This is a genomic window from Streptomyces sp. NBC_01363 (assembly GCF_026340595.1).
In the GTDB taxonomy this organism is placed as follows: Bacteria; Actinomycetota; Actinomycetes; order Streptomycetales; family Streptomycetaceae; genus Streptomyces.
Map to the genome: position 1 here is coordinate 4364990 of NZ_JAPEPF010000001.1, position 18629 is coordinate 4383618.

17 protein-coding genes are annotated in these 18629 nt (G+C 70.5%); 16 read left to right on the forward strand and 1 reads right to left on the reverse strand.

Translation table 11 applies throughout. From position 1 onward, the window contains the following. Window positions 1-3: 3 nt before the first annotated feature. The 10 genes from ruvX to nusB all read left to right on the forward strand — a co-directional run bounded on the left by ruvX (window position 4) and on the right by nusB (window position 9750). Window positions 4-477 (forward strand): Holliday junction resolvase RuvX, encoded by a 474-nt coding sequence (gene ruvX, locus OG611_RS20125; RefSeq protein ID WP_266426058.1) that lies wholly within the window; start codon window positions 4-6, stop codon window positions 475-477. 95 nt (window positions 478-572) lie between these two features. Next, window positions 573-2303, forward strand: coding sequence for an endolytic transglycosylase MltG (gene mltG, locus OG611_RS20130; RefSeq protein WP_266421953.1), 1731 nt, complete (start codon window positions 573-575; stop codon window positions 2301-2303). Next, window positions 2290-3126 carry a shikimate dehydrogenase gene (locus OG611_RS20135; protein ID WP_266421956.1) on the forward strand — a complete coding sequence of 279 codons (837 nt, stop codon included), beginning with the start codon at window positions 2290-2292 and terminating at the stop codon, window positions 3124-3126. The genes mltG and OG611_RS20135 overlap by 14 nt, the downstream gene beginning before the upstream one ends. 148 nt (window positions 3127-3274) lie before the next feature. Further along, the gene (gene aroC / locus OG611_RS20140) at window positions 3275-4459 is read left to right on the forward strand and encodes a chorismate synthase (RefSeq protein WP_266421959.1); all 1185 of its coding nucleotides are present in this window, start codon (window positions 3275-3277) and stop codon (window positions 4457-4459) included. Continuing rightward, complete coding sequence (aroB, locus tag OG611_RS20145; RefSeq protein WP_266421962.1) at window positions 4456-6102, forward strand: 3-dehydroquinate synthase; 1647 nt, start codon at window positions 4456-4458, stop codon at window positions 6100-6102. The genes aroC and aroB overlap by 4 nt, the downstream gene beginning before the upstream one ends. Beyond that, window positions 6099-6539 carry a type II 3-dehydroquinate dehydratase gene (gene aroQ / locus OG611_RS20150; RefSeq protein ID WP_266421965.1) on the forward strand — a complete coding sequence of 147 codons (441 nt, stop codon included), beginning with the start codon at window positions 6099-6101 and terminating at the stop codon, window positions 6537-6539. Before aroB ends, aroQ begins: the two co-directional genes overlap by 4 nt. Before the next feature lie 127 nt (window positions 6540-6666). Then, complete coding sequence (locus OG611_RS20155) at window positions 6667-7488, forward strand: Pro-rich N-terminal domain-containing protein (protein ID WP_266421968.1); 822 nt, start codon at window positions 6667-6669, stop codon at window positions 7486-7488. Between the two features lie 104 nt (window positions 7489-7592). Continuing rightward, the gene (locus OG611_RS20160; RefSeq protein ID WP_266421970.1) at window positions 7593-8699 is read left to right on the forward strand and encodes an aminopeptidase P family protein; all 1107 of its coding nucleotides are present in this window, start codon (window positions 7593-7595) and stop codon (window positions 8697-8699) included. Between the two features lie 50 nt (window positions 8700-8749). After that, window positions 8750-9316 carry an elongation factor P gene (efp, locus tag OG611_RS20165; RefSeq protein WP_266363161.1) on the forward strand — a complete coding sequence of 189 codons (567 nt, stop codon included), beginning with the start codon at window positions 8750-8752 and terminating at the stop codon, window positions 9314-9316. 2 nt (window positions 9317-9318) lie between these two features. Continuing rightward, window positions 9319-9750: a transcription antitermination factor NusB gene (gene nusB / locus OG611_RS20170; protein ID WP_072484538.1), complete on the forward strand. Its 432-nt coding sequence runs from the start codon at window positions 9319-9321 to the stop codon at window positions 9748-9750. A gap of 157 nt (window positions 9751-9907) precedes the next feature. Here the strand turns inward: nusB and bldD are convergent, their stop codons facing one another. Then, window positions 9908-10408 (reverse strand): transcriptional regulator BldD, encoded by a 501-nt coding sequence (gene bldD / locus OG611_RS20175; RefSeq protein WP_014044812.1) that lies wholly within the window; start codon window positions 10406-10408, stop codon window positions 9908-9910. Window positions 10409-10629: 221 nt separating this feature from the next. Here bldD and pyrR point away from each other — a divergent pair, with 221 nt between their 5' ends. From pyrR to carB, 6 genes are all read left to right on the forward strand, one after another. Next, the gene (pyrR, locus tag OG611_RS20180) at window positions 10630-11214 is read left to right on the forward strand and encodes a bifunctional pyr operon transcriptional regulator/uracil phosphoribosyltransferase PyrR (protein ID WP_266421978.1); all 585 of its coding nucleotides are present in this window, start codon (window positions 10630-10632) and stop codon (window positions 11212-11214) included. A 94-nt stretch (window positions 11215-11308) separates the two neighbouring features. Beyond that, complete coding sequence (locus OG611_RS20185) at window positions 11309-12295, forward strand: aspartate carbamoyltransferase catalytic subunit (protein WP_266426060.1); 987 nt, start codon at window positions 11309-11311, stop codon at window positions 12293-12295. Between the two features lie 2 nt (window positions 12296-12297). Then, a complete protein-coding gene (locus tag OG611_RS20190) occupies window positions 12298-13584 on the forward strand; it encodes a dihydroorotase (protein WP_266421981.1) in 1287 nt (428 codons plus the stop codon). Then, window positions 13581-14159 (forward strand): hypothetical protein, encoded by a 579-nt coding sequence (locus OG611_RS20195; protein WP_266421984.1) that lies wholly within the window; start codon window positions 13581-13583, stop codon window positions 14157-14159. Before OG611_RS20190 ends, OG611_RS20195 begins: the two co-directional genes overlap by 4 nt. Then, the gene (gene carA, locus OG611_RS20200; protein WP_266421987.1) at window positions 14156-15298 is read left to right on the forward strand and encodes a glutamine-hydrolyzing carbamoyl-phosphate synthase small subunit; all 1143 of its coding nucleotides are present in this window, start codon (window positions 14156-14158) and stop codon (window positions 15296-15298) included. The genes OG611_RS20195 and carA overlap by 4 nt, the downstream gene beginning before the upstream one ends. Continuing rightward, entirely contained in the window at window positions 15291-18599 is a 3309-nt protein-coding gene (gene carB / locus OG611_RS20205; RefSeq protein ID WP_266421990.1) for a carbamoyl-phosphate synthase large subunit, read from the forward strand. The genes carA and carB overlap by 8 nt, the downstream gene beginning before the upstream one ends. Window positions 18600-18629 lie beyond the last annotated feature (30 nt).

The following is an 18629-nucleotide window of genomic DNA, read 5'->3' on the forward strand; positions in this document are numbered from 1 at the left end:
GGAATGACGCAGATGCGCCGCGGTCGCCGTCTCGCGATCGATGTCGGGGACGCCCGGATCGGGGTCGCCTCGTGCGACCCCGACGGGATCCTCGCCACGCCGGTGGAGACCGTTCCGGGACGCGATGTCCCGGCGGCCCACCGGCGGCTCGGACAGATCGTCGAGGAGTACGAGCCGATCGAGATCATCATCGGCCTGCCGCGGTCCCTCGGCGGCGGTGAGGGACCCGCCGCCGCCAAGATCCGGGTCTTCGCCCAGGAGGTCGCCCGCTCGGTCGCGCCCATTCCGGTGCGACTGGTGGACGAGAGGATGACCACAGTGACGGCCAGTCAGGGGCTGCGCGCTTCGGGCGTGAAGTCCAAGAAAGGTCGATCCGTCATCGATCAAGCTGCCGCTGTGGTGATCCTTCAGAACGCTCTGGAGTCCGAACGGGCGTCGGGCCAGGCCCCCGGCGAAGGCGTCGAAGTGGTTGTCTGATCGCGATACGGTAACGTTCCGCGCGATGCGGCGGTGCTTCGAACAAACACCGCACAGCAAGAGACGGAACGTCGTCTCGCGGCTCTAGGGGATCGATGACTGAGTATGGCCGGGGCCCCGGCTCCGAACCGTGGCATCCCGAGGACCCCTTGTACGGGGACCAGGGATGGGGAGGACAGCAGCCCGCCCCCGGCCAGAGCCAGTACGGCGGCCAGCAGCAGCCCTACCCGCACGATTCGTACGCGCAGCAGCCGCAGCCGCAGCAGCCGCACGATCCGTACACGCAGCAGCCGCAGCCGCAGCAGCCGCACGACCCGTACGCCCAGCAGCACTACCAGCAGCAGCCCGGCTACGGAGTCCCGCAGGACCCGTATGCGCAGCAGCCGCAGCAGCCGCAGTACGACAACGGCGGCTGGGACACCGGGCAGCAGACCACCGCGATGCCGTACGACGCCCAGCCGGCCGACCCGTACGGCGGCGGGCAGGGCGGCTACGGCGAGACGCACGACTACTACGGCACGCCGGAGGCCTACCCGCCGCCGCAGCCCCCGGGCCGTCGTGAGGCCGCTCCCCAGCAGGCCCCGACGGAGAGTCCGGACTGGGACCCGGAGGCCCAGCCGGAAGAGACCCACCCCTTCTTCACGGGCGCCGACGACCGTGACGGCAACGACGACGAGCAGGACGACGATCCGCGTGAGTCACGCCGCGGCAGCCGTGGCGGCAACGAGCGCCGCGGCAAGGGCAAGAAGAAGAGCCGCAGCGGCTTCGCCTGCCTGGTCGTCTCGCTGGTCCTGGTCGGTGGCCTCGGCGGGGTGAGCTACTTCGGCTACACGTACTGGAAGGACAAGTTCGGCTCGGCGCCGGACTATGCGGGCAGCGGCTCGGGGTCGGTCGAGGTGGAGATCCCCAAGGGCGCCTTCGGCTACGACATCGGCAACATCCTGAAGAAGCAGGGAGTCGTCAAGAGCGTCGACGCGTTCGTCTCCGCGCAGAACGAGAACCCCAAGGGGAAGGCGATCCAGGCCGGGGTCTACCTCCTCCACGAGAAGATGTCCGCGGCCGAGGCCGTGAAGATGATGGTCGACCCGAAGAGCCAGAATCTTCTGGTGATTCCCGAGGGTTTCCGCAATGTCGCCATCTACGGGATGGTCGACAAGAAACTGGGCCTCAAAAAGGGAACGACCAAGGAAATCGCCACGTCCAAGAGGTCCGAGCTCGGTCTGCCCGGCTGGGCGGTCAACGGCAAGGACGTCAAGGACCCGCTGGAGGGGTTCCTCTACCCGGCCGCCTATCCGGTCACCAAGGAAACCAAGCCGGAGACCCTTCTGAAGAAGATGGTCTCCCGTGCCAACGAGGAATACGACAAGCTCGACCTCGAGGGAACGGCCAAGAAGTACAAGCTGGACGGCCCGTGGCAGGTGCTCACCGTCGCCAGCCTGGTCCAGGCGGAAGGCCTCACGCACGACGACTTCCGCAAGATGGCCGAAGTCGCCTACAACCGCTTGAAGCCCGACAACATCGCCACGAACCGCAAGCTCGAATTCGACTCCGCGTTCAATTACCTCAAGAATCAGAGCAAGATCAAGATCGGGTCGAACGAGATCCGGACCAACCCGGACCCGTACAACACCTATTACCACCCGGGCCTTCCGCCGGGTCCGATCAGCAATCCGGGCGACGAAGCCCTGCGGGCCACGCTCAATCCCACCAGCGACGGGTGGATGTTCTTCATCTCGCTCGACGGCAAGAAGACCCAGTTCACCAAGACGGCCGCGGAGCACGAGAAGCTCAACGACAAGTTCAAGGAACAGCATGGCCTCCAATGACGGGCGCCACCGGGCGGCCGTTCTCGGTTCGCCCATCGCGCACTCGCTCTCCCCGGTGCTGCACCGGGCCGCGTACGCCGAACTCGGCCTCACCCACTGGACGTACGACCGGTTCGAGGTCGACGAGGCAGCGCTGCCCGGCTTCGTCGAGGGGCTCGACTCCACCTGGGCCGGGCTCTCGCTGACCATGCCGCTCAAGCGGGCGATCATTCCGCTGCTGGACTCCATCAGTGAGACCGCGTCGTCGGTGGAGGCCGTCAACACGGTCGTGCTCACCGAGGACGGCCGGCGGACCGGTGACAACACCGACATCCCCGGGATGATCGCCGCGCTGCGTGAACGCGGGGTGGAGAAGACCGAGTCCGCCGCCGTCCTCGGTGCCGGGGCGACCGCGTCATCGGCGCTCGCCGCGCTGTCCGGGATCTGCACCGGGCCGGTCACGGCGTATGTCCGCAGCCGGGAACGGGGCCAGGAGATGCGTGGCTGGGGCGAACGCCTCGGCGTGGACGTCCGGATCGCCGACTGGGCGGAGGCCGAGCAGGCGCTGAGCGCCCCGCTGGTCGTCGCCACCACCCCGGCCGGTGCCACGGACGCCCTGGCCACTGCCGTACCGGAGCGACCCGGCACCCTCTTCGATGTGCTGTACGAGCCCTGGCCCACCCGGCTTGCCGCCGCGTGGACGGCCCGAAGCGGCGCAGTCGTCGGAGGTCTCGACCTCCTGGTGCACCAGGCCGTCCTCCAGGTCGAGCAGATGACGGGCCGTGCGCCCGCGCCGCTCGCAGCCATGCGGCGGGCCGGGGAAGCGGCGCTCGCCGCCCGCTGAAACCCTCGCGCCCGCCGGTGCGATCCGTCCGTCTGCTGGACCGGCGACCGGTTCGGGCTCCCGGTCGTGGGAGGATCGAAGGCGGCGGGCCAGGGCCGCGCACCCGGTCGCGCCGTTGCAGTTCCAGGCGCGAGCATGAGGAGCACCGTTGAGCAGGTTGCGCTGGCTGACCGCGGGGGAGTCGCACGGCCCCGCACTCGTGGCGACGCTGGAGGGTCTTCCCGCCGGCGTCCCGATCACCACGGAGATGGTGGCGGACGCACTCGCCCGGCGGCGGCTCGGATATGGCCGCGGTGCGCGGATGAAGTTCGAGAAGGACGAGGTCACCTTCCTCGGCGGGGTGCGCCATGGTCTCACCATGGGCTCCCCGGTCGCCGTGATGGTGGGCAACACCGAGTGGCCCAAGTGGGAGCAGGTCATGTCGGCCGACCCGGTCGACCCCGACGAGCTGGCCGCGCTGGCCCGCAACGCCCCGCTCACCCGCCCGAGGCCCGGCCACGCCGACCTCGCGGGCATGCAGAAGTACGGCTTCGACGAGGCCCGGCCGATCCTGGAGCGCGCCAGCGCCCGGGAGACGGCGGCCCGCGTCGCGCTCGGCGCCGTCGCGCGGTCGTACCTCAAGGAGACCGCCGGCATCGAGATCGTCAGCCATGTCGTCGAGCTGGCCGCGGCCAAGGCGCCCTACGGCGTCTACCCGACGCCCGCCGACGTCGAGCGCCTCGACGCCGACCCGGTGCGCTGCCTGGACGCCGACGCGAGCAAGGCGATGGTCGCGGAGATCGACCAGGCCCACAAGGACGGCGACACCCTCGGCGGCGTCGTCGAGGTGCTGGCGTACGGGGTGCCCGTCGGCCTGGGCTCGCACGTCCACTGGGACCGCCGGCTCGACGCCCGGCTCGCCGCGGCCCTGATGGGCATCCAGGCCATCAAGGGGGTCGAGGTCGGCGACGGCTTCGACCTGGCCCGGGTCCCCGGCTCCAAGGCGCACGACGAGATCCTGGTCACCGAGGACGGCATCAAGCGCGCCTCCGGCCGCTCCGGCGGCACCGAGGGCGGTCTGACCACCGGCGAGCTGCTGCGGGTCCGTGCCGCGATGAAGCCCATCGCCACCGTGCCGCGCGCGCTCGCCACCGTGGACGTCGTCACCGGCGAACCCGCCAAGGCCCACCACCAGCGCTCCGATGTCTGTGCCGTTCCGGCCGCGGGCATCGTCGCTGAGGCGATGGTCGCCCTGGTCCTGGCCGACGCCGTCGCGGAGAAGTTCGGCGGCGACAGTGTCCCCGAGACCCACCGCAACGTGCAGTCGTACCTCGACCACCTCCAGATCCGATGAGCGGCCCGCTGATCGTCCTGGTCGGCCCGATGGGCGTAGGCAAGTCCACGGTCGGTGAGCTGCTCGCCGACCGGCTCGGCACCACCTACCGGGACACCGACGCGGACGTCGTGGCCACGGCCGGCAAGCCGATCCCGGAGATCTTCTACGACGAGGGCGAGGAGCGCTTCCGGGAGCTGGAGCGGCGGGCGGTGTACACCGCCGTCGCCGAGCACACGGGCGTCCTCTCCCTCGGCGGCGGCGCCGTGCTCGACGACACGACACGCGCCCTGCTCGCCGGCCACCCCGTCGTCTATCTCTCGATGGACGTGGAGGAGGCCGTCAGACGGGTCGGCCTGAACACCGCCCGCCCGCTGCTCGCCGTCAACCCGCGCCGGCAGTGGCGCGAGCTGATGGACGCCCGCCGCCACCTGTACACCGAGGTGGCCCGGGTGACCGTCGCCACCGACGAGCGCACACCTGAAGAGGTCGCCCAGGCGGTCCTCGACGCACTGGAACTGCCGGAGCGCACGGGCGACCCCGTCACCTCCGGCCGGGAGAACACACGTATGTCCGAGCAGGGCCCCACCCGTATCCCGATCGCCGGCAGCGCGGGCACCGACCCGTACGAGGTGCTGGTCGGCCGACAGCTGCTGGGCGAGCTGCCCGCGCTCATCGGCGACCGTGCCAAGCGCGTCGCGGTGCTGCACCCCGAGGCGCTCGCCGAGACCGGTGAGGCGGTCCGCCAGGACCTCGCCGGTCAGGGCTACGAGGCCATCGCGATCCAGCTGCCGAACGCCGAGGAGGCCAAGACCGTCGAGGTCGCGGCGTACTGCTGGAAGGCGCTCGGCCAGACCGGCTTCACCCGCACCGACGTGATCGTCGGCGTCGGCGGCGGAGCTACCACCGACGTGGCCGGATTCGTCGCTGCGAGCTGGCTGCGCGGGGTGCGCTGGATCGCCGTGCCGACGACCGTGCTCGGCATGGTCGACGCGGCCGTCGGCGGCAAGACCGGCATCAACACCGCCGAGGGCAAGAACCTCGTCGGCGCCTTCCACCCGCCGGCCGGGGTCCTCTGCGACCTCGCCGCACTGGACTCGCTGCCCGTGCACGACTACGTCAGCGGCATGGCCGAGGTCATCAAGGCCGGTTTCATCGCCGACCCGGAGATCCTCGACCTCGTCGAGGCGGACCCGGAAGGCGCCCGTACGCCCACCGGACCGCACACCGCCGAGCTGATCGAACGCGCCATCAGGGTCAAGGCCGAGGTCGTCTCCAGCGACCTGAAGGAATCCGGACTGCGCGAGATCCTCAACTACGGCCACACCCTGGCCCACGCCATCGAGAAGAACGAGCGCTACAAGTGGCGGCACGGCGCGGCCGTCTCGGTGGGCATGGTCTTCGCCGCCGAGCTGGGCCGGCTGGCCGGACGCCTCGACGACGCCACCGCCGACCGGCACCGCGCCGTCCTGGAGTCCGTCGGACTGCCGCTCACCTACCGCGGCGACCAGTGGCCCAAGCTGCTGGAGAACATGAAGGTCGACAAGAAGTCCCGCGGCGACCTGCTGCGCTTCATCGTCCTCGACGGCCTCGGCAAGCCCACCGTCCTGGAGGGCCCCGACCCGGCCGTGCTGCTCGCCGCCTACGGGGAGGTGTCGGCGTGACCCGCCGGGTGCTCGTCCTCAACGGCCCGAACCTCGGCCGGCTCGGCTCCCGCGAGCCGGACGTGTACGGTGCCACGTCCTACGCCGGACTCGTCGACGCCTGCCGGGCGCTCGGCAAGGAGCTCGGCTTCGACGTCGACGTCCGCGAGACCAACGACGAGGGCGAACTGATCCGCTGGCTCCACGAGGCTGCGGACGGCTCAATTCCGGTCGTTCTCAACCCGGGCGCCTTCACCCACTACTCGTACGGGATGCGGGACGCGGCGGCCCAGCGCACCGCCCCGCTGATCGAGGTGCACATCTCGAACCCGTACGCGCGCGAGGAATTCCGCCACAACTCCGTGGTCGCACCGGTCGCAACGGGGACCGTGGCCGGATTCGGCATCGGCTCCTACCGCCTCGCCCTGCGCGCCCTCGCGGACGAGCTGACCGACTGACGGACCGGATTTCCCGGCCGACCGGGCACCGTGGCGCGTCCCCGACCGTTGTCCCAGCGGCGGCCGGGGACGGTACGGTTGCCGTTCCACCAGCGCCAGTTGCCTGTACGAGACGGAGTGGCACCGGATGCAGCACGCAGTGGGGGCCCCGCTGCCGCCGCCCCAGGGCCCCGGAAACGGACCTGTCGGCTGGACGCACCAGGCCCAGCACCCCGGCCACCCCGGTCCGCCGGGGCCGCCGCCCAGCGCCCCTCCCTCGCCCGGCGGGTGGAGCGGGCCGGCCCCGCACCATGCTCCGGGGCCTCCCGCCAGGGAGACCACGGGACACGTCCAGCTGCCGCCCGGCGGCCCCGTCCCGCTGCCCGCGCCGGCTGCCGATCCCGGGACCGGCAGCGCGACCCTCGCCGTCCTCCTGATCGGCCCCGCGGGCGCCGGCAAGACCACCGTGGCCAAGCTCTGGGCCAGTCGCCGCCGGGTGCCCACCGCCCATGTCAGCCTCGACGACGTCCGCGAATGGGTCTGCTCCGGTTTCGCCGACCCGCAGGCCGGGTGGAACGACCACTCCGAGGCCCAGTACCGCCTCGCCCGCCGCACCTGCGGCTTCGCCGCCCGCAATTTCCTCGCCAACGGCATCTCCTGCATCCTCGACGACGCCGTCTTCCCCGACCGGCCGGTCGTCGGCCTCGGCGGCTGGAAGCGCCATGTCGGCCCCGGGCTCCTGCCCGTCGTCCTGCTGCCCGGCCTGGAGATCGTGCTGGAGCGCAACGCCGCCCGCAGCGGGAACCGCCGCCTCTCGGACGAGGAGGTCGCCCGGATTCACGGCAGGATGGCCGGCTGGTACGGCTCCGGACTGCCGATCATCGACAACTCGACGTACGACGTGGAGACCACCGCCCGCGTCCTGGACGACATACTCGCCCGCTCCATAGCCAGCCCCCCGGCCTGGTGAACCACCACCGGGCGGTGCTCCGGCCCGGCGACGGGACCGGCGGCCGCCCCCCGGTCGGATGCGCTGACCGAGCAGGCCCGCGCCACCGCTCGTAGGCTCGTGACATGTCAGAGGTGTACGCCGTCCGCCGCGGGCTGCTCCGCGACCGGTGCGCCGCCGTCGGATCCGCGGCAGCCCTGGTCTCCCGCCCCGCCAATGTCCGCTATCTCGCGGGCGGGGCGCCCCCGGGGGCCGTGCTGCTGCTCGGACCCGGTGGGGACGTCCTGCTCTCCCCCCGTGCCCCGAGCGGCGATCCCGCCGACGGGCGCACCGACGATCAGCTGCGGGTGTCCCTGCTGCCGGCCTCCGACGGCGATCCGGTGGTCGCGGCCGCCGATCTGGCCACTTCCTCCGGCGCGGAGTCCCTCGCCGTCGAGGAGCACCATCTGACGGTCTCCCGTCACCGGGCCATGGGCTCGGTGGCCCCGCGGCTCCGGCTGGCCGATCTCGGCGCCACCGTCGAACAGCTGCGGGTGGTCAAGGACGAGGAGGAGATCGCCTGTCTCCGGATCGCCGCCGAGATCACCGACCAGGCCCTGGGCGAACTCCTCGAATCCATCCTGGTGGGCCGCACCGAACGGCATCTCGCCCTGGAGCTGGAGCGCCGCCTGGTGGACCACGGCGCCGACGGCCCCGCCTTCGCCACCTCCGTAGCCACCGGCCCGAACTCCGGCCAGGGCCGCCACCGCCCCTCGGACCGCAGGGTCGAGGAGGGAGATTTTCTCTCCGTCTGCCTGGGCGCGAACTATCGCGGCTACCGCTGCGAGATCGGCCGTACGTTCGTCATCGGGACGACGCCCGCCGACTGGCAGATCGAGCTCTACGACCTGGTTTTCGCCGCTCAGCGGGCCGGGCGCGAGGCCCTGGTGCCGGGCGCCGCCTACCGCGACGTGGACCGCGCGGCCCGGTATCTCCTGGACTCCGCGGGGCACGGCGGGGGCCTGGCACCCTGGACCGGGCACGGGGTGGGACTGGAAATCGACGAGGACCCGCAGTTGGCACCTGCGGCCATGGGTAAACTGGACGCTTGTGTGCCGGTCACCGTCGAACCGGGGGTCCACCTCCCGGGCCGGGGCGGGGTCCGGATCGATGACACGCTCGTCGTGCGCCCCGAGGCGGACGGCGGACCCGAGCTACTCACCATTACGACCAAGGAGCTGCTCGCGCTCTAGCGCGCATCCTCGGTCGTTCCACCAGCTTCAGTCCAGGAGATTCCGCAACCGTGGCTTCCACGAACGACCTCAAGAACGGCCTGGTGCTCAAGCTCGACGGAGGCCAGCTCTGGTCCGTCGTCGAGTTCCAGCACGTCAAGCCCGGCAAGGGCCCGGCCTTCGTGCGCACCAAGCTCAAGAACGTGCTCTCCGGCAAGGTCGTCGACAAGACGTTCAACGCCGGCGTGAAGGTCGAAACGGCCACCATCGACCGTCGCGACATGCAGTTCTCGTACATGGACGGCGAGTACTTCGTCTTCATGGACATGGACACCTACGACCAGCTCATGGTCGACCGCAAGGCCGTCGGCAACGCTGCCAACTTCCTGATCGAGGGCTTCACCGCCTCCGTCGCCCAGCACGAGGGCGAGGTGCTCTACGTCGAGCTGCCGGCCGCCGTCGAGCTGACCGTCAAGCACACCGACCCGGGCGTCCAGGGCGACCGCTCCACCGGTGGCACCAAGCCCGCCACGCTGGAGACCGACTACGAGATCGGCGTCCCGCTCTTCATCACCACGGGTGAGAAGATCAAGGTCGACACCCGCACGGGCGACTACCTCGGCCGGGTGAACAGCTAACCGTGGCTGCCCGGAACAAGGCCCGCAAGCGCGCCTTCCAGATCCTCTTCGAGGCCGACCAGCGCGGCGAGTCCGTGCAGACGGTCCTCGCGGACTGGGTGCGGCACTCGCGGGCCGACAACCGTCAGCCGCCGGTCACCGAGTACACGATGGAGCTCGTCGAGGGGTACGCGCAGTACGCGGACCGGATCGACGACCTCATCGTGACCTACGCGGTGGACTGGGAGATCGACCGCATGCCGGTCGTCGACCGGAACATCCTGCGGCTCGGTGCGTACGAGCTGATCTGGGTGGACGGCACCCCGGACGCGGTGGTGATCGACGAGGCGGTCCAGCTCGCCAAGGAGTTCTCCACCGACGACTCCCCGTCCTTCGTGAACGGGCTGCTGGCCCGCTTCAAGGACCTCAAGCCGAACCTCCGCCGGGAGCAGTAGCCTCCGGCGGCGTTCAGCCAACGAAGGGCCCACGGTCGGCCGACCGTGGGCCCTTCGGCGTGCGGCGGACCGGCGCGCACGAAAAAGCCGTGCCGGCGCGGGCACCCGAAGGAGTGAACCCGCGCCGAACACGGCGGTACGTTTCTTCAGTGGGCCGTCAGCCCTCTTCGTGGGCCACGGCGCGACGCGCGTCCGCGTCCAGCACACCCCAGCTGATCAGCTGCTCCGTGAGCACGGAAGGCGACTGGTCGTAGATCACGGCCAGTGTGCGCAGGTCGTCCTGGCGGATCGAGAGCACCTTGCCGTTGTAGTCACCGCGCTGGCTCTGGATCGTTGCCGCGTAGCGCTGCAGCGGACCGGCCTTCTCCGGCGGGACGTGGGCGAGGCGCTCCAGGTCCAGGACCAGCTTCGGCGGCGGCTCGGCGGCCCCTCCGGGCGTCGTACCGGGCAGCAGCTCCTGCACCGGGACCCCGTAGAAGTCCGCGAGCTCAGCGAGGCGCTGCACGGTCACGGCACGGTCGCCGCGCTCGTACGAACCGACGACAACGGCCTTCCAGCGGCCCTGGGACTTCTCCTCCACGCCATGGAGGGAGAGGCCCTGCTGGGTGCGGATGGCACGGAGTTTGGCCCCGAGCTGTTTTGCGTATTCGCTGGACATAAGGCTCCCCGGACGCTGGGACATTTCGCGGCTCCGCCGCGTTGCTGGTAACTCACTGTGAGGTTACGCAGCGTTACTTGGATGCGTCAAGCCGAATGGTCCGGACCGGCACCACCCGGGGGTGCGATCAGGGGCCGACGCAAGCCCTGGTAACGTGGATGACGCAATTTCGACGTCCTTTAACGTCCGTCCCGTGAGGCGGAGAAGGAGGTCCGTTTCTTATGGACGCACAGCACGAAGCCCCCGGCAATGCGGCACGCCCCGTTCTGGAGGCTCCCGACATCGCCCGGGTACTGACCCGGATCGCCCACGAGATCGTCGAACGTGCCAAGGGCGCCGACGACGTGGTGCTCCTCGGCATTCCGACGCGCGGCGTGTTCCTCGCCCGCCGGCTCGCCGAAAAACTCGAAGAGATCACCGGCGGGAAGATGCCGGTCGGCTCCCTCGACATCACCATGTACCGCGACGACCTGCGGCTGCGCCCGGCGCGCGCCCTGGCCCGCACCGAGATCCCCGGCGAGGGCATCGAGGGCCGCCTGGTCGTCCTCGTCGACGACGTCCTTTTCTCGGGACGCACCATCCGTGCCGCGCTCGACGCCCTGGGAGACATCGGCCGGCCCCGCGCGGTGCAGCTCGCGGTCCTCGTCGACCGCGGTCACCGTGAACTCCCGATCCGTGCCGACTACGTCGGCAAGAACCTCCCCACGTCGCTGCGGGAGACGGTCAAGGTCCAGCTCGCCGAGGAGGACGGCCGGGACGCCGTGCTGCTCGGTGTCGAGCGGACCGCCCCGGCGGGCGAGCAGTAGCCGTACCACCCCCGTACGGCCCCGACGCGAGCCCGTACGGCCGCTTCCGCACGCCCGCATGCCTGAACCCTCCAGCCACCCGGAGAACACCCAGATGAAGCGCCACCTCATCTCGGCCGCCGATCTCACCCGCGACGACGCCGTCCTGATCCTCGACACCGCCGAGGAGATGGCCAGGGTCGCGGACCGGCCGATCAAGAAGCTCCCCACCCTGCGCGGCCGTACCGTCGTCAACCTCTTCTTCGAGGACTCGACGCGTACCCGCATCTCCTTCGAGGCCGCCGCCAAGCGCCTGTCCGCCGACGTCATCAACTTCTCCGCGAAGGGCTCGTCCGTCTCCAAGGGCGAGTCGCTCAAGGACACCGCACTGACCCTGGAGGCGATGGGCGCCGACGCCGTCGTCATCCGGCACGGCGCCTCCGGCGCCCCGTACCGCCTCGCCACCTCCGGCTGGATCGACGGCGCCGTGGTCAACGCCGGTGACGGCACCCACGAGCACCCCACCCAGGCCCTCCTGGACGCCTTCACCATGCGCCGCAGGCTGGTCGGGGCCGATGCCGGCCTCGGCCGGGACCTGGAAGGACGACGGATCACGATCGTCGGCGACATCCTGCACAGCCGGGTCGCCCGCTCCAACGTCCACCTGCTGCACACCCTCGGCGCCCACGTCACCCTCGTGGCCCCGCCGACCCTCGTCCCGGTCGGTGTCGAGCAGTGGCCGTGCGACGTCAGCTACGGCCTCGACGAGGTGCTGCCGAAGTCCGACGCGGTGATGATGCTGCGTGTGCAGCGAGAACGGATGAACGCCGCGTACTTCCCGACCGAGCGCGAGTACTCCCGCCGCTACGGCCTGGACGGCGACCGGATGGCGAAGATGCCTGGCCACGCCGTCGTCATGCACCCCGGCCCGATGGTGCGCGGCATGGAGATCACCGCCGAGGTCGCCGACTCCGACCGGTGCACGGCCGTCGAGCAGGTCGCCAACGGCGTCTCGATCCGCATGGCCGTCCTGTACCTGCTGCTGGGCGGGTACGAATCCGCCGCCCCTGCCGCCCCGTCCCGTACCGAGGAGAACAAGTAACCATGAGCAAGATCCTTATCCGCGGCGCGAAGATCCTCGGCGGCGAACCCCAGGACGTCCTCATCGACGGCGAGACCATCGCCGCGGTCGGCACCGGCCTCGACGCCGGTGACGCGACCGTCGTCGAGGCCGAGGGCCGGATCCTGCTCCCCGGCCTGGTCGACCTCCACACCCACCTGCGCGAGCCCGGCCGCGAGGACTCCGAGACCGTCCTCACCGGGACGAAGGCGGCGGCCGTCGGCGGCTTCACCGCCGTCCACGCCATGGCCAACACCTTCCCGGTCGCCGACACCGCCGGTGTCGTGGAGCAGGTCTGGCGGCTCGGCAAGGAGTCCGGCTACTGCGACGTGCAGCCGATCGGCGCCGTCACGGTCGGCCTGGAGGGCAAGAAGCTGGCCGAGCTCGGCGCCATGCACGATTCGGCCGCCGGAGTGAAGGTCTTCTCCGACGACGGCAAGTGCGTCGACGACGCGGTGATCATGCGCCGCGCGCTGGAGTACGTGAAGGCCTTCGACGGCGTCGTCGCCCAGCACGCCCAGGAGCCCCGCCTCACCGAGGGCGCCCAGATGAACGAGGGCGTCGTCTCCGCCGAACTCGGTCTCGGCGGCTGGCCCGCCGTCGCCGAGGAGTCGATCATCGCCCGCGACGTCCTGCTCGCCGCCCACGTCGGCTCCCGGGTGCACATCTGCCACCTGTCGACCGCCGGTTCCGTCGAGATCGTCCGCTGGGCCAAGTCCAAGGGCTGGAGCGTCACCGCCGAGGTCACCCCGCACCACCTGCTCCTCACCGACGAGCTCGTACGGTCCTACGACCCGGTCTACAAGGTGAACCCACCGCTGCGCACCGAGGCCGACGTCATGGCCCTGCGCGAGGCGCTGGCCGACGGCACCATCGACTGCGTCGCCACCGACCACGCCCCGCACCCGCACGAGGACAAGGACTGCGAGTGGGCTGCCGCCGCCATGGGCATGGTGGGCCTGGAGACCGCTCTGTCCGTGGTCCAGCAGACGATGGTCGACACCGGACTGATCGACTGGGCGGGGGTCGCCGACCGGATGTCGTTCCGCCCGGCCGCCATCGGCCGCCTCGACGGACACGGCCGGCCGGTCTCGGCGGGCGAACCCGCCAACCTCACCCTGGTCGATCCGGCTTACCGTGGTGTCGTGGACCCCGCGGGCTTCGCCTCCCGCAGCCGCAACACTCCGTACGAGGGGCGCGAGCTGCCGGGCCGAGTCACCCACACCTTCCTGCGGGGCCGTGCAACGGTCGTCGACGGGAAGCTCGCGTGACATCACTCATCCCCCTGTACCAGCTCGCTGCCGAGCAGAAGTCGGCCGAGGTGACCGACTGGTCCGCCCGGATCAGCTGGGTCGTCGGACTGCTCGTCCTGATCGCCTTCGTCTACTGGCTGATGCGCCAGGGATGGAAGTGGCGCGGCAGCCTCCAGTCCGACCTGCCGGAACTCGACTCCACCCCCGAAGGGTTCGCGGACGGCGAGAAGCTGCTCACGCTGACCGGCCGGTACCACGCCTCGACCACTGCCGGGCAATGGCTCGACCGGATCGTCGCCCACGGCCTCGGCACCCGCAGCCGCGTCGAGCTCACCCTGACCGGTGAGGGCCTCGACGTCGTACGCCCCGGGGCGGCCGACTTCTTCGTGACGGCCGCCGCACTGCGCGAGGCCCGGCTCGACAAGGGCATCGCCGGCAAGGTCCTCCCCGAGGGCGGCCTGCTGATCATCACCTGGGCGCACGGCGACAAGCTGATCGACTCCGGCTTCCGCTCCGACCGCTCGGCCGAGCACCCGGCCTGGATCGAGGCCATCAACCAACTCACCAGCACTACGGAAGGCACCGCACGATGACGATCTCCACCCGGGGAGCCGCCAAGGCTCCCGCCGTACTCGTCCTGGAGGACGGCCGCGCCTTCCGCGGCCGCGCCTACGGGGCCGTGGGGGAGACCTTCGGCGAGGCGGTTTTCTCCACCGGCATGACCGGCTACCAGGAGACGCTGACCGACCCCTCGTACCACCGCCAGGTCGTCGTGATGACCGCCCCGCACGTCGGGAACACCGGGGTGAACGACGAGGACCCCGAGTCCGGACGGATCTGGGTCTCCGGTTACGTCGTCCGCGACCCCGCCCGGGTGCCCTCCAACTGGCGCTCCCGGCGCTCGCTGGACGAGGAGCTGGAACGCCAGGGCGTCGTCGGCATCAGCGGCATCGACACCCGCGCGCTCACTCGCCACCTGCGCGAGCGTGGCGCCATGCGCGTCGGCATCTTCTCCGGTGACGCTGTCGCCGACGAGGCCACGCTGCTGGCCCGCGTCCAGCAGGCCCCCGAGATGGTGGGCGCCGACCTCTCCGCCGAGGTCGCCACCAAGGAGACGTACGTCGTCCCCGCCATCGGCACCAAGAAGTTCACCGTCGCCGCGATCGACCTCGGCATCAAGGGCATGACCCCGCACCGGATGGCCGAGCGCGGCATCGAGGTGCACGTGCTGCCCGCCTCCGCCACCCTGGAGGAGGTGTACGCGGTCGAGCCCGACGGCGTGTTCTTCTCCAACGGCCCCGGCGACCCGGCCACCGCCGACCACCCGGTCTCCGTCATGCAGGGCGTCCTGGAGCGGAAGACCCCGCTCTTCGGCATCTGCTTCGGCAACCAGATCCTGGGCCGCGCCCTCGGCTTCGGCACCTACAAGCTGAAGTACGGCCACCGCGGCATCAACCAGCCCGTGCAGGACCGAACGACCGGCAAGGTCGAGGTCACCGCGCACAACCACGGCTTCGCCGTCGACGCCCCGCTCGACAAGGTGTCCGAGACGAAGTTCGGCCGCGCCGAGGTCTCCCACGTCTGCCTGAACGACCAGGTCGTCGAGGGGCTCCAGCTCCTCGACCAGCCGGCCTTCAGCGTCCAGTACCACCCCGAAGCAGCCGCGGGCCCGCACGACGCCGCGTACCTCTTCGACCGTTTCGTCTCCCTGATGGAGGGCCAGCGTGCCTAAGCGCTCCGATATCCAGTCCGTCCTGGTCATCGGCTCCGGCCCGATCGTCATCGGCCAGGCCGCCGAGTTCGACTACTCCGGAACCCAGGCCTGCCGCGTACTCAAGGCCGAGGGCCTGCGCGTCATCCTGGTGAACTCCAACCCGGCGACGATCATGACCGACCCGGAGATCGCCGACGCCACGTACGTCGAGCCGATCACCCCCGAGTTCGTCGAGAAGATCATCGCCAAGGAGCGCCCCGACGCGCTGCTCCCGACCCTGGGCGGCCAGACCGCGCTCAACACCGCGATCTCCATGCACGAGAACGGTGTCCTGGAGAAGTACGGCGTCGAGCTCATCGGCGCCAACGTCGAGGCCATCAACAAGGGCGAGGACCGCGACCTCTTCAAGGGCGTCGTCGAGGCCGTCAAGGCGAAGATCGGCTACGGCGAGTCCGCCCGCTCGGTCATCTGCCACTCCATGGACGACGTCATCAAGGGCGTCGACACCCTCGGCGGCTACCCCGTCGTCGTCCGCCCGTCCTTCACCATGGGCGGCGCCGGCTCCGGCTTCGCGCACGACGAGGACGAGCTGCGCCGGATCGCCGGACAGGGCCTCACGCTGTCGCCGACCACCGAGGTGCTCCTTGAGGAGTCCATCCTCGGCTGGAAGGAGTACGAGCTGGAGCTGATGCGCGACAAGAACGACAACGTCGTGGTCGTCTGCTCCATCGAGAACTTCGACCCGATGGGCGTCCACACGGGCGACTCGATCACCGTCGCCCCGGCGATGACGCTCACCGACCGCGAGTACCAGCGGCTGCGCGACATCGGCATCGCGATCATCCGCGAGGTCGGCGTCGACACCGGCGGCTGCAACATCCAGTTCGCCATCGACCCGGCCGACGGCAGGGTCATCGTGATCGAGATGAACCCGCGCGTCTCCCGCTCCTCGGCGCTCGCCTCGAAGGCCACCGGCTTCCCGATCGCCAAGATCGCCGCCAAGCTGGCCGTCGGCTACACGCTCGACGAGATCCCCAACGACATCACCGAGAAGACCCCGGCCTCCTTCGAGCCGACCCTCGACTACGTCGTCGTCAAGGCTCCGCGGTTCGCCTTCGAGAAGTTCCCCTCCGCCGACTCCACCCTCACCACCACCATGAAGTCGGTGGGCGAGGCCATGGCGATCGGCCGGAACTTCACCGAGGCGCTCCAGAAGGCGCTGCGCTCGCTGGAGAAGAAGGGCTCGCAGTTCTCCTTCACCGGTGAGCCCGGCGACAAGGCCGAGCTGCTGGCCGAGGCGGTCCGCCCGACCGACGGCCGGATCAACACCGTCATGCAGGCGATCCGGGCCGGTGCCACCCAGGAAGAGGTCTTCGACGCCACGAAGATCGACCCCTGGTTCGTCGACCAGCTCTTCCTGATCAAGGAGATCGCCGACGAGCTCGCCGCCGCCGACAAGCTCGGCCCCGAGCTGCTCGCCGAGGCCAAGCGGCACGGCTTCTCCGACGCGCAGATCGCCGACATCCGCAGCCTGCGCGAGGACGTCGTGCGCGAGGTGCGGCACGCGCTCGGTATCCGCCCGGTCTACAAGACGGTCGACACCTGCGCCGCCGAGTTCGCCGCGAAGACGCCGTACTTCTACTCCAGTTACGACGAGGAGAGCGAGGTCGCGTCCCGCACCAGGCCCGCGGTGATCATCCTCGGCTCCGGCCCCAACCGCATCGGCCAGGGCATCGAGTTCGACTACTCCTGCGTCCACGCCTCCTTCGCGCTGAGCGACGCGGGCTACGAGACCGTGATGGTCAACTGCAACCCGGAGACCGTCTCCACCGACTACGACACCTCCGACCGCCTGTACTTCGAGCCGCTGACGCTCGAGGACGTGCTGGAGATCGTGCACGCGGAGACCCTGGCCGGTCCGGTCGCCGGCGTCATCGTCCAGCTCGGCGGCCAGACCCCGCTGGGCCTGTCGCAGGCGCTCAAGGACAACGGCGTGCCGGTCGTCGGCACGTCCCCGGAGGCCATCCACGCTGCCGAGGACCGCGGCGCCTTCGGCCGCGTCCTGGCCGAGGCCGGGCTCCCGGCCCCGAAGCACGGCACGGCCACCACCTTCGACGAGGCCAAGGCCATCGCCGACGAGATCGGCTACCCCGTCCTCGTACGCCCCAGCTACGTGCTCGGCGGCCGCGGCATGGAGATCGTGTACGACGAGGCGCGGCTCTCCTCGTACATCGCCGAGTCCACCGAGATCAGCCCCACCCGGCCGGTCCTGGTCGACCGCTTCCTCGACGACGCGATCGAGATCGACGTCGACGCGCTCTACGACGGCACCGAGCTCTACCTCGGCGGCGTGATGGAGCACATCGAGGAAGCCGGCATCCACTCCGGCGACTCCGCCTGCGCGCTGCCCCCGATCACGCTCGGCGGCCACGACATCAAGCGGCTGCGGGCCTCCACCGAGGGCATCGCCAAGGGCGTCGGCGTACGCGGGCTGATCAACATCCAGTTCGCGCTCTCCGGCGACATCCTCTACGTCCTGGAGGCCAACCCGCGCGCCTCGCGCACCGTCCCCTTCACCTCGAAGGCGACCGCGGTCCCGCTCGCCAAGGCCGCCGCCCGCATCTCGCTGGGCGCGACCGTCGCCGAGCTGCGCGCGGAGGGCCTGCTCCCGGCGAACGGCGACGGCGGCACCCTCCCGATGGACGCGCCGATCTCCGTCAAGGAGGCCGTCATGCCGTGGTCGCGCTTCCGCGACATCCACGGCCGCGGCGTCGACACCGTCCTCGGCCCGGAGATGCGCTCCACCGGCGAGGTCATGGGCATCGACTCGGTCTTCGGCACGGCGTACGCCAAGTCGCAGGCCGGCGCCTACGGGCCGCTGCCCACCAAGGGCCGCGCCTTCATCTCGGTCGCCAACCGCGACAAGCGCTCGATGATCTTCCCGGCGCGCGAACTCGTCGCCCATGGCTTCGAGCTGCTCGCCACCTCCGGCACCGCCGAGGTCCTCAAGCGCAACGGCATCAACGCTCGCGTCGTGCGCAAGCAGTCCGAGGGCGTGGGCCCGCAGGGCGAGAGGACCATCGTCCAGCTGATCCACGACGGCGAGGTCGACCTCATCGTCAACACGCCGTACGGAACGGGCGGCCGCCTCGACGGCTACGAGATCCGCACCGCGGCCGTGGCCCGGTCGGTGCCGTGCCTGACGACGGTCCAGGCGCTCGCCGCCGCCGTCCAGGGCATCGACGCGCTCACCCACGGAGGCGTCGGCGTCAGGTCCCTCCAGGAACACGCGGAACATCTGACCGCGGCCCGCGACTAGCAGACCGGCAGGGGGACACCGGAAACGGTG

Excerpts from the sequence above, each read along its gene's own strand:
- ruvX (WP_266426058.1), top strand. The coding sequence starts at position 4 with ATGACGCAGATGCGCCGCGGTCGCCGTCTCGCGATCGATGTCGGGGAC.
- mltG (WP_266421953.1), top strand. The coding sequence starts at position 573 with ATGACTGAGTATGGCCGGGGCCCCGGCTCCGAACCGTGGCATCCCGAG.
- OG611_RS20135 (WP_266421956.1), top strand. The coding sequence starts at position 2,290 with ATGGCCTCCAATGACGGGCGCCACCGGGCGGCCGTTCTCGGTTCGCCC.
- aroB (WP_266421962.1), top strand. The coding sequence starts at position 4,456 with ATGAGCGGCCCGCTGATCGTCCTGGTCGGCCCGATGGGCGTAGGCAAG.
- OG611_RS20155 (WP_266421968.1), top strand. The coding sequence starts at position 6,667 with ATGCAGCACGCAGTGGGGGCCCCGCTGCCGCCGCCCCAGGGCCCCGGA.
- OG611_RS20160 (WP_266421970.1), top strand. The coding sequence starts at position 7,593 with ATGTCAGAGGTGTACGCCGTCCGCCGCGGGCTGCTCCGCGACCGGTGC.
- bldD (WP_014044812.1), bottom strand. The coding sequence starts at position 10,408 with ATGTCCAGCGAATACGCAAAACAGCTCGGGGCCAAACTCCGTGCCATC.
- pyrR (WP_266421978.1), top strand. The coding sequence starts at position 10,630 with ATGGACGCACAGCACGAAGCCCCCGGCAATGCGGCACGCCCCGTTCTG.
- OG611_RS20185 (WP_266426060.1), top strand. The coding sequence starts at position 11,309 with ATGAAGCGCCACCTCATCTCGGCCGCCGATCTCACCCGCGACGACGCC.
- OG611_RS20190 (WP_266421981.1), top strand. The coding sequence starts at position 12,298 with ATGAGCAAGATCCTTATCCGCGGCGCGAAGATCCTCGGCGGCGAACCC.
- carA (WP_266421987.1), top strand. The coding sequence starts at position 14,156 with ATGACGATCTCCACCCGGGGAGCCGCCAAGGCTCCCGCCGTACTCGTC.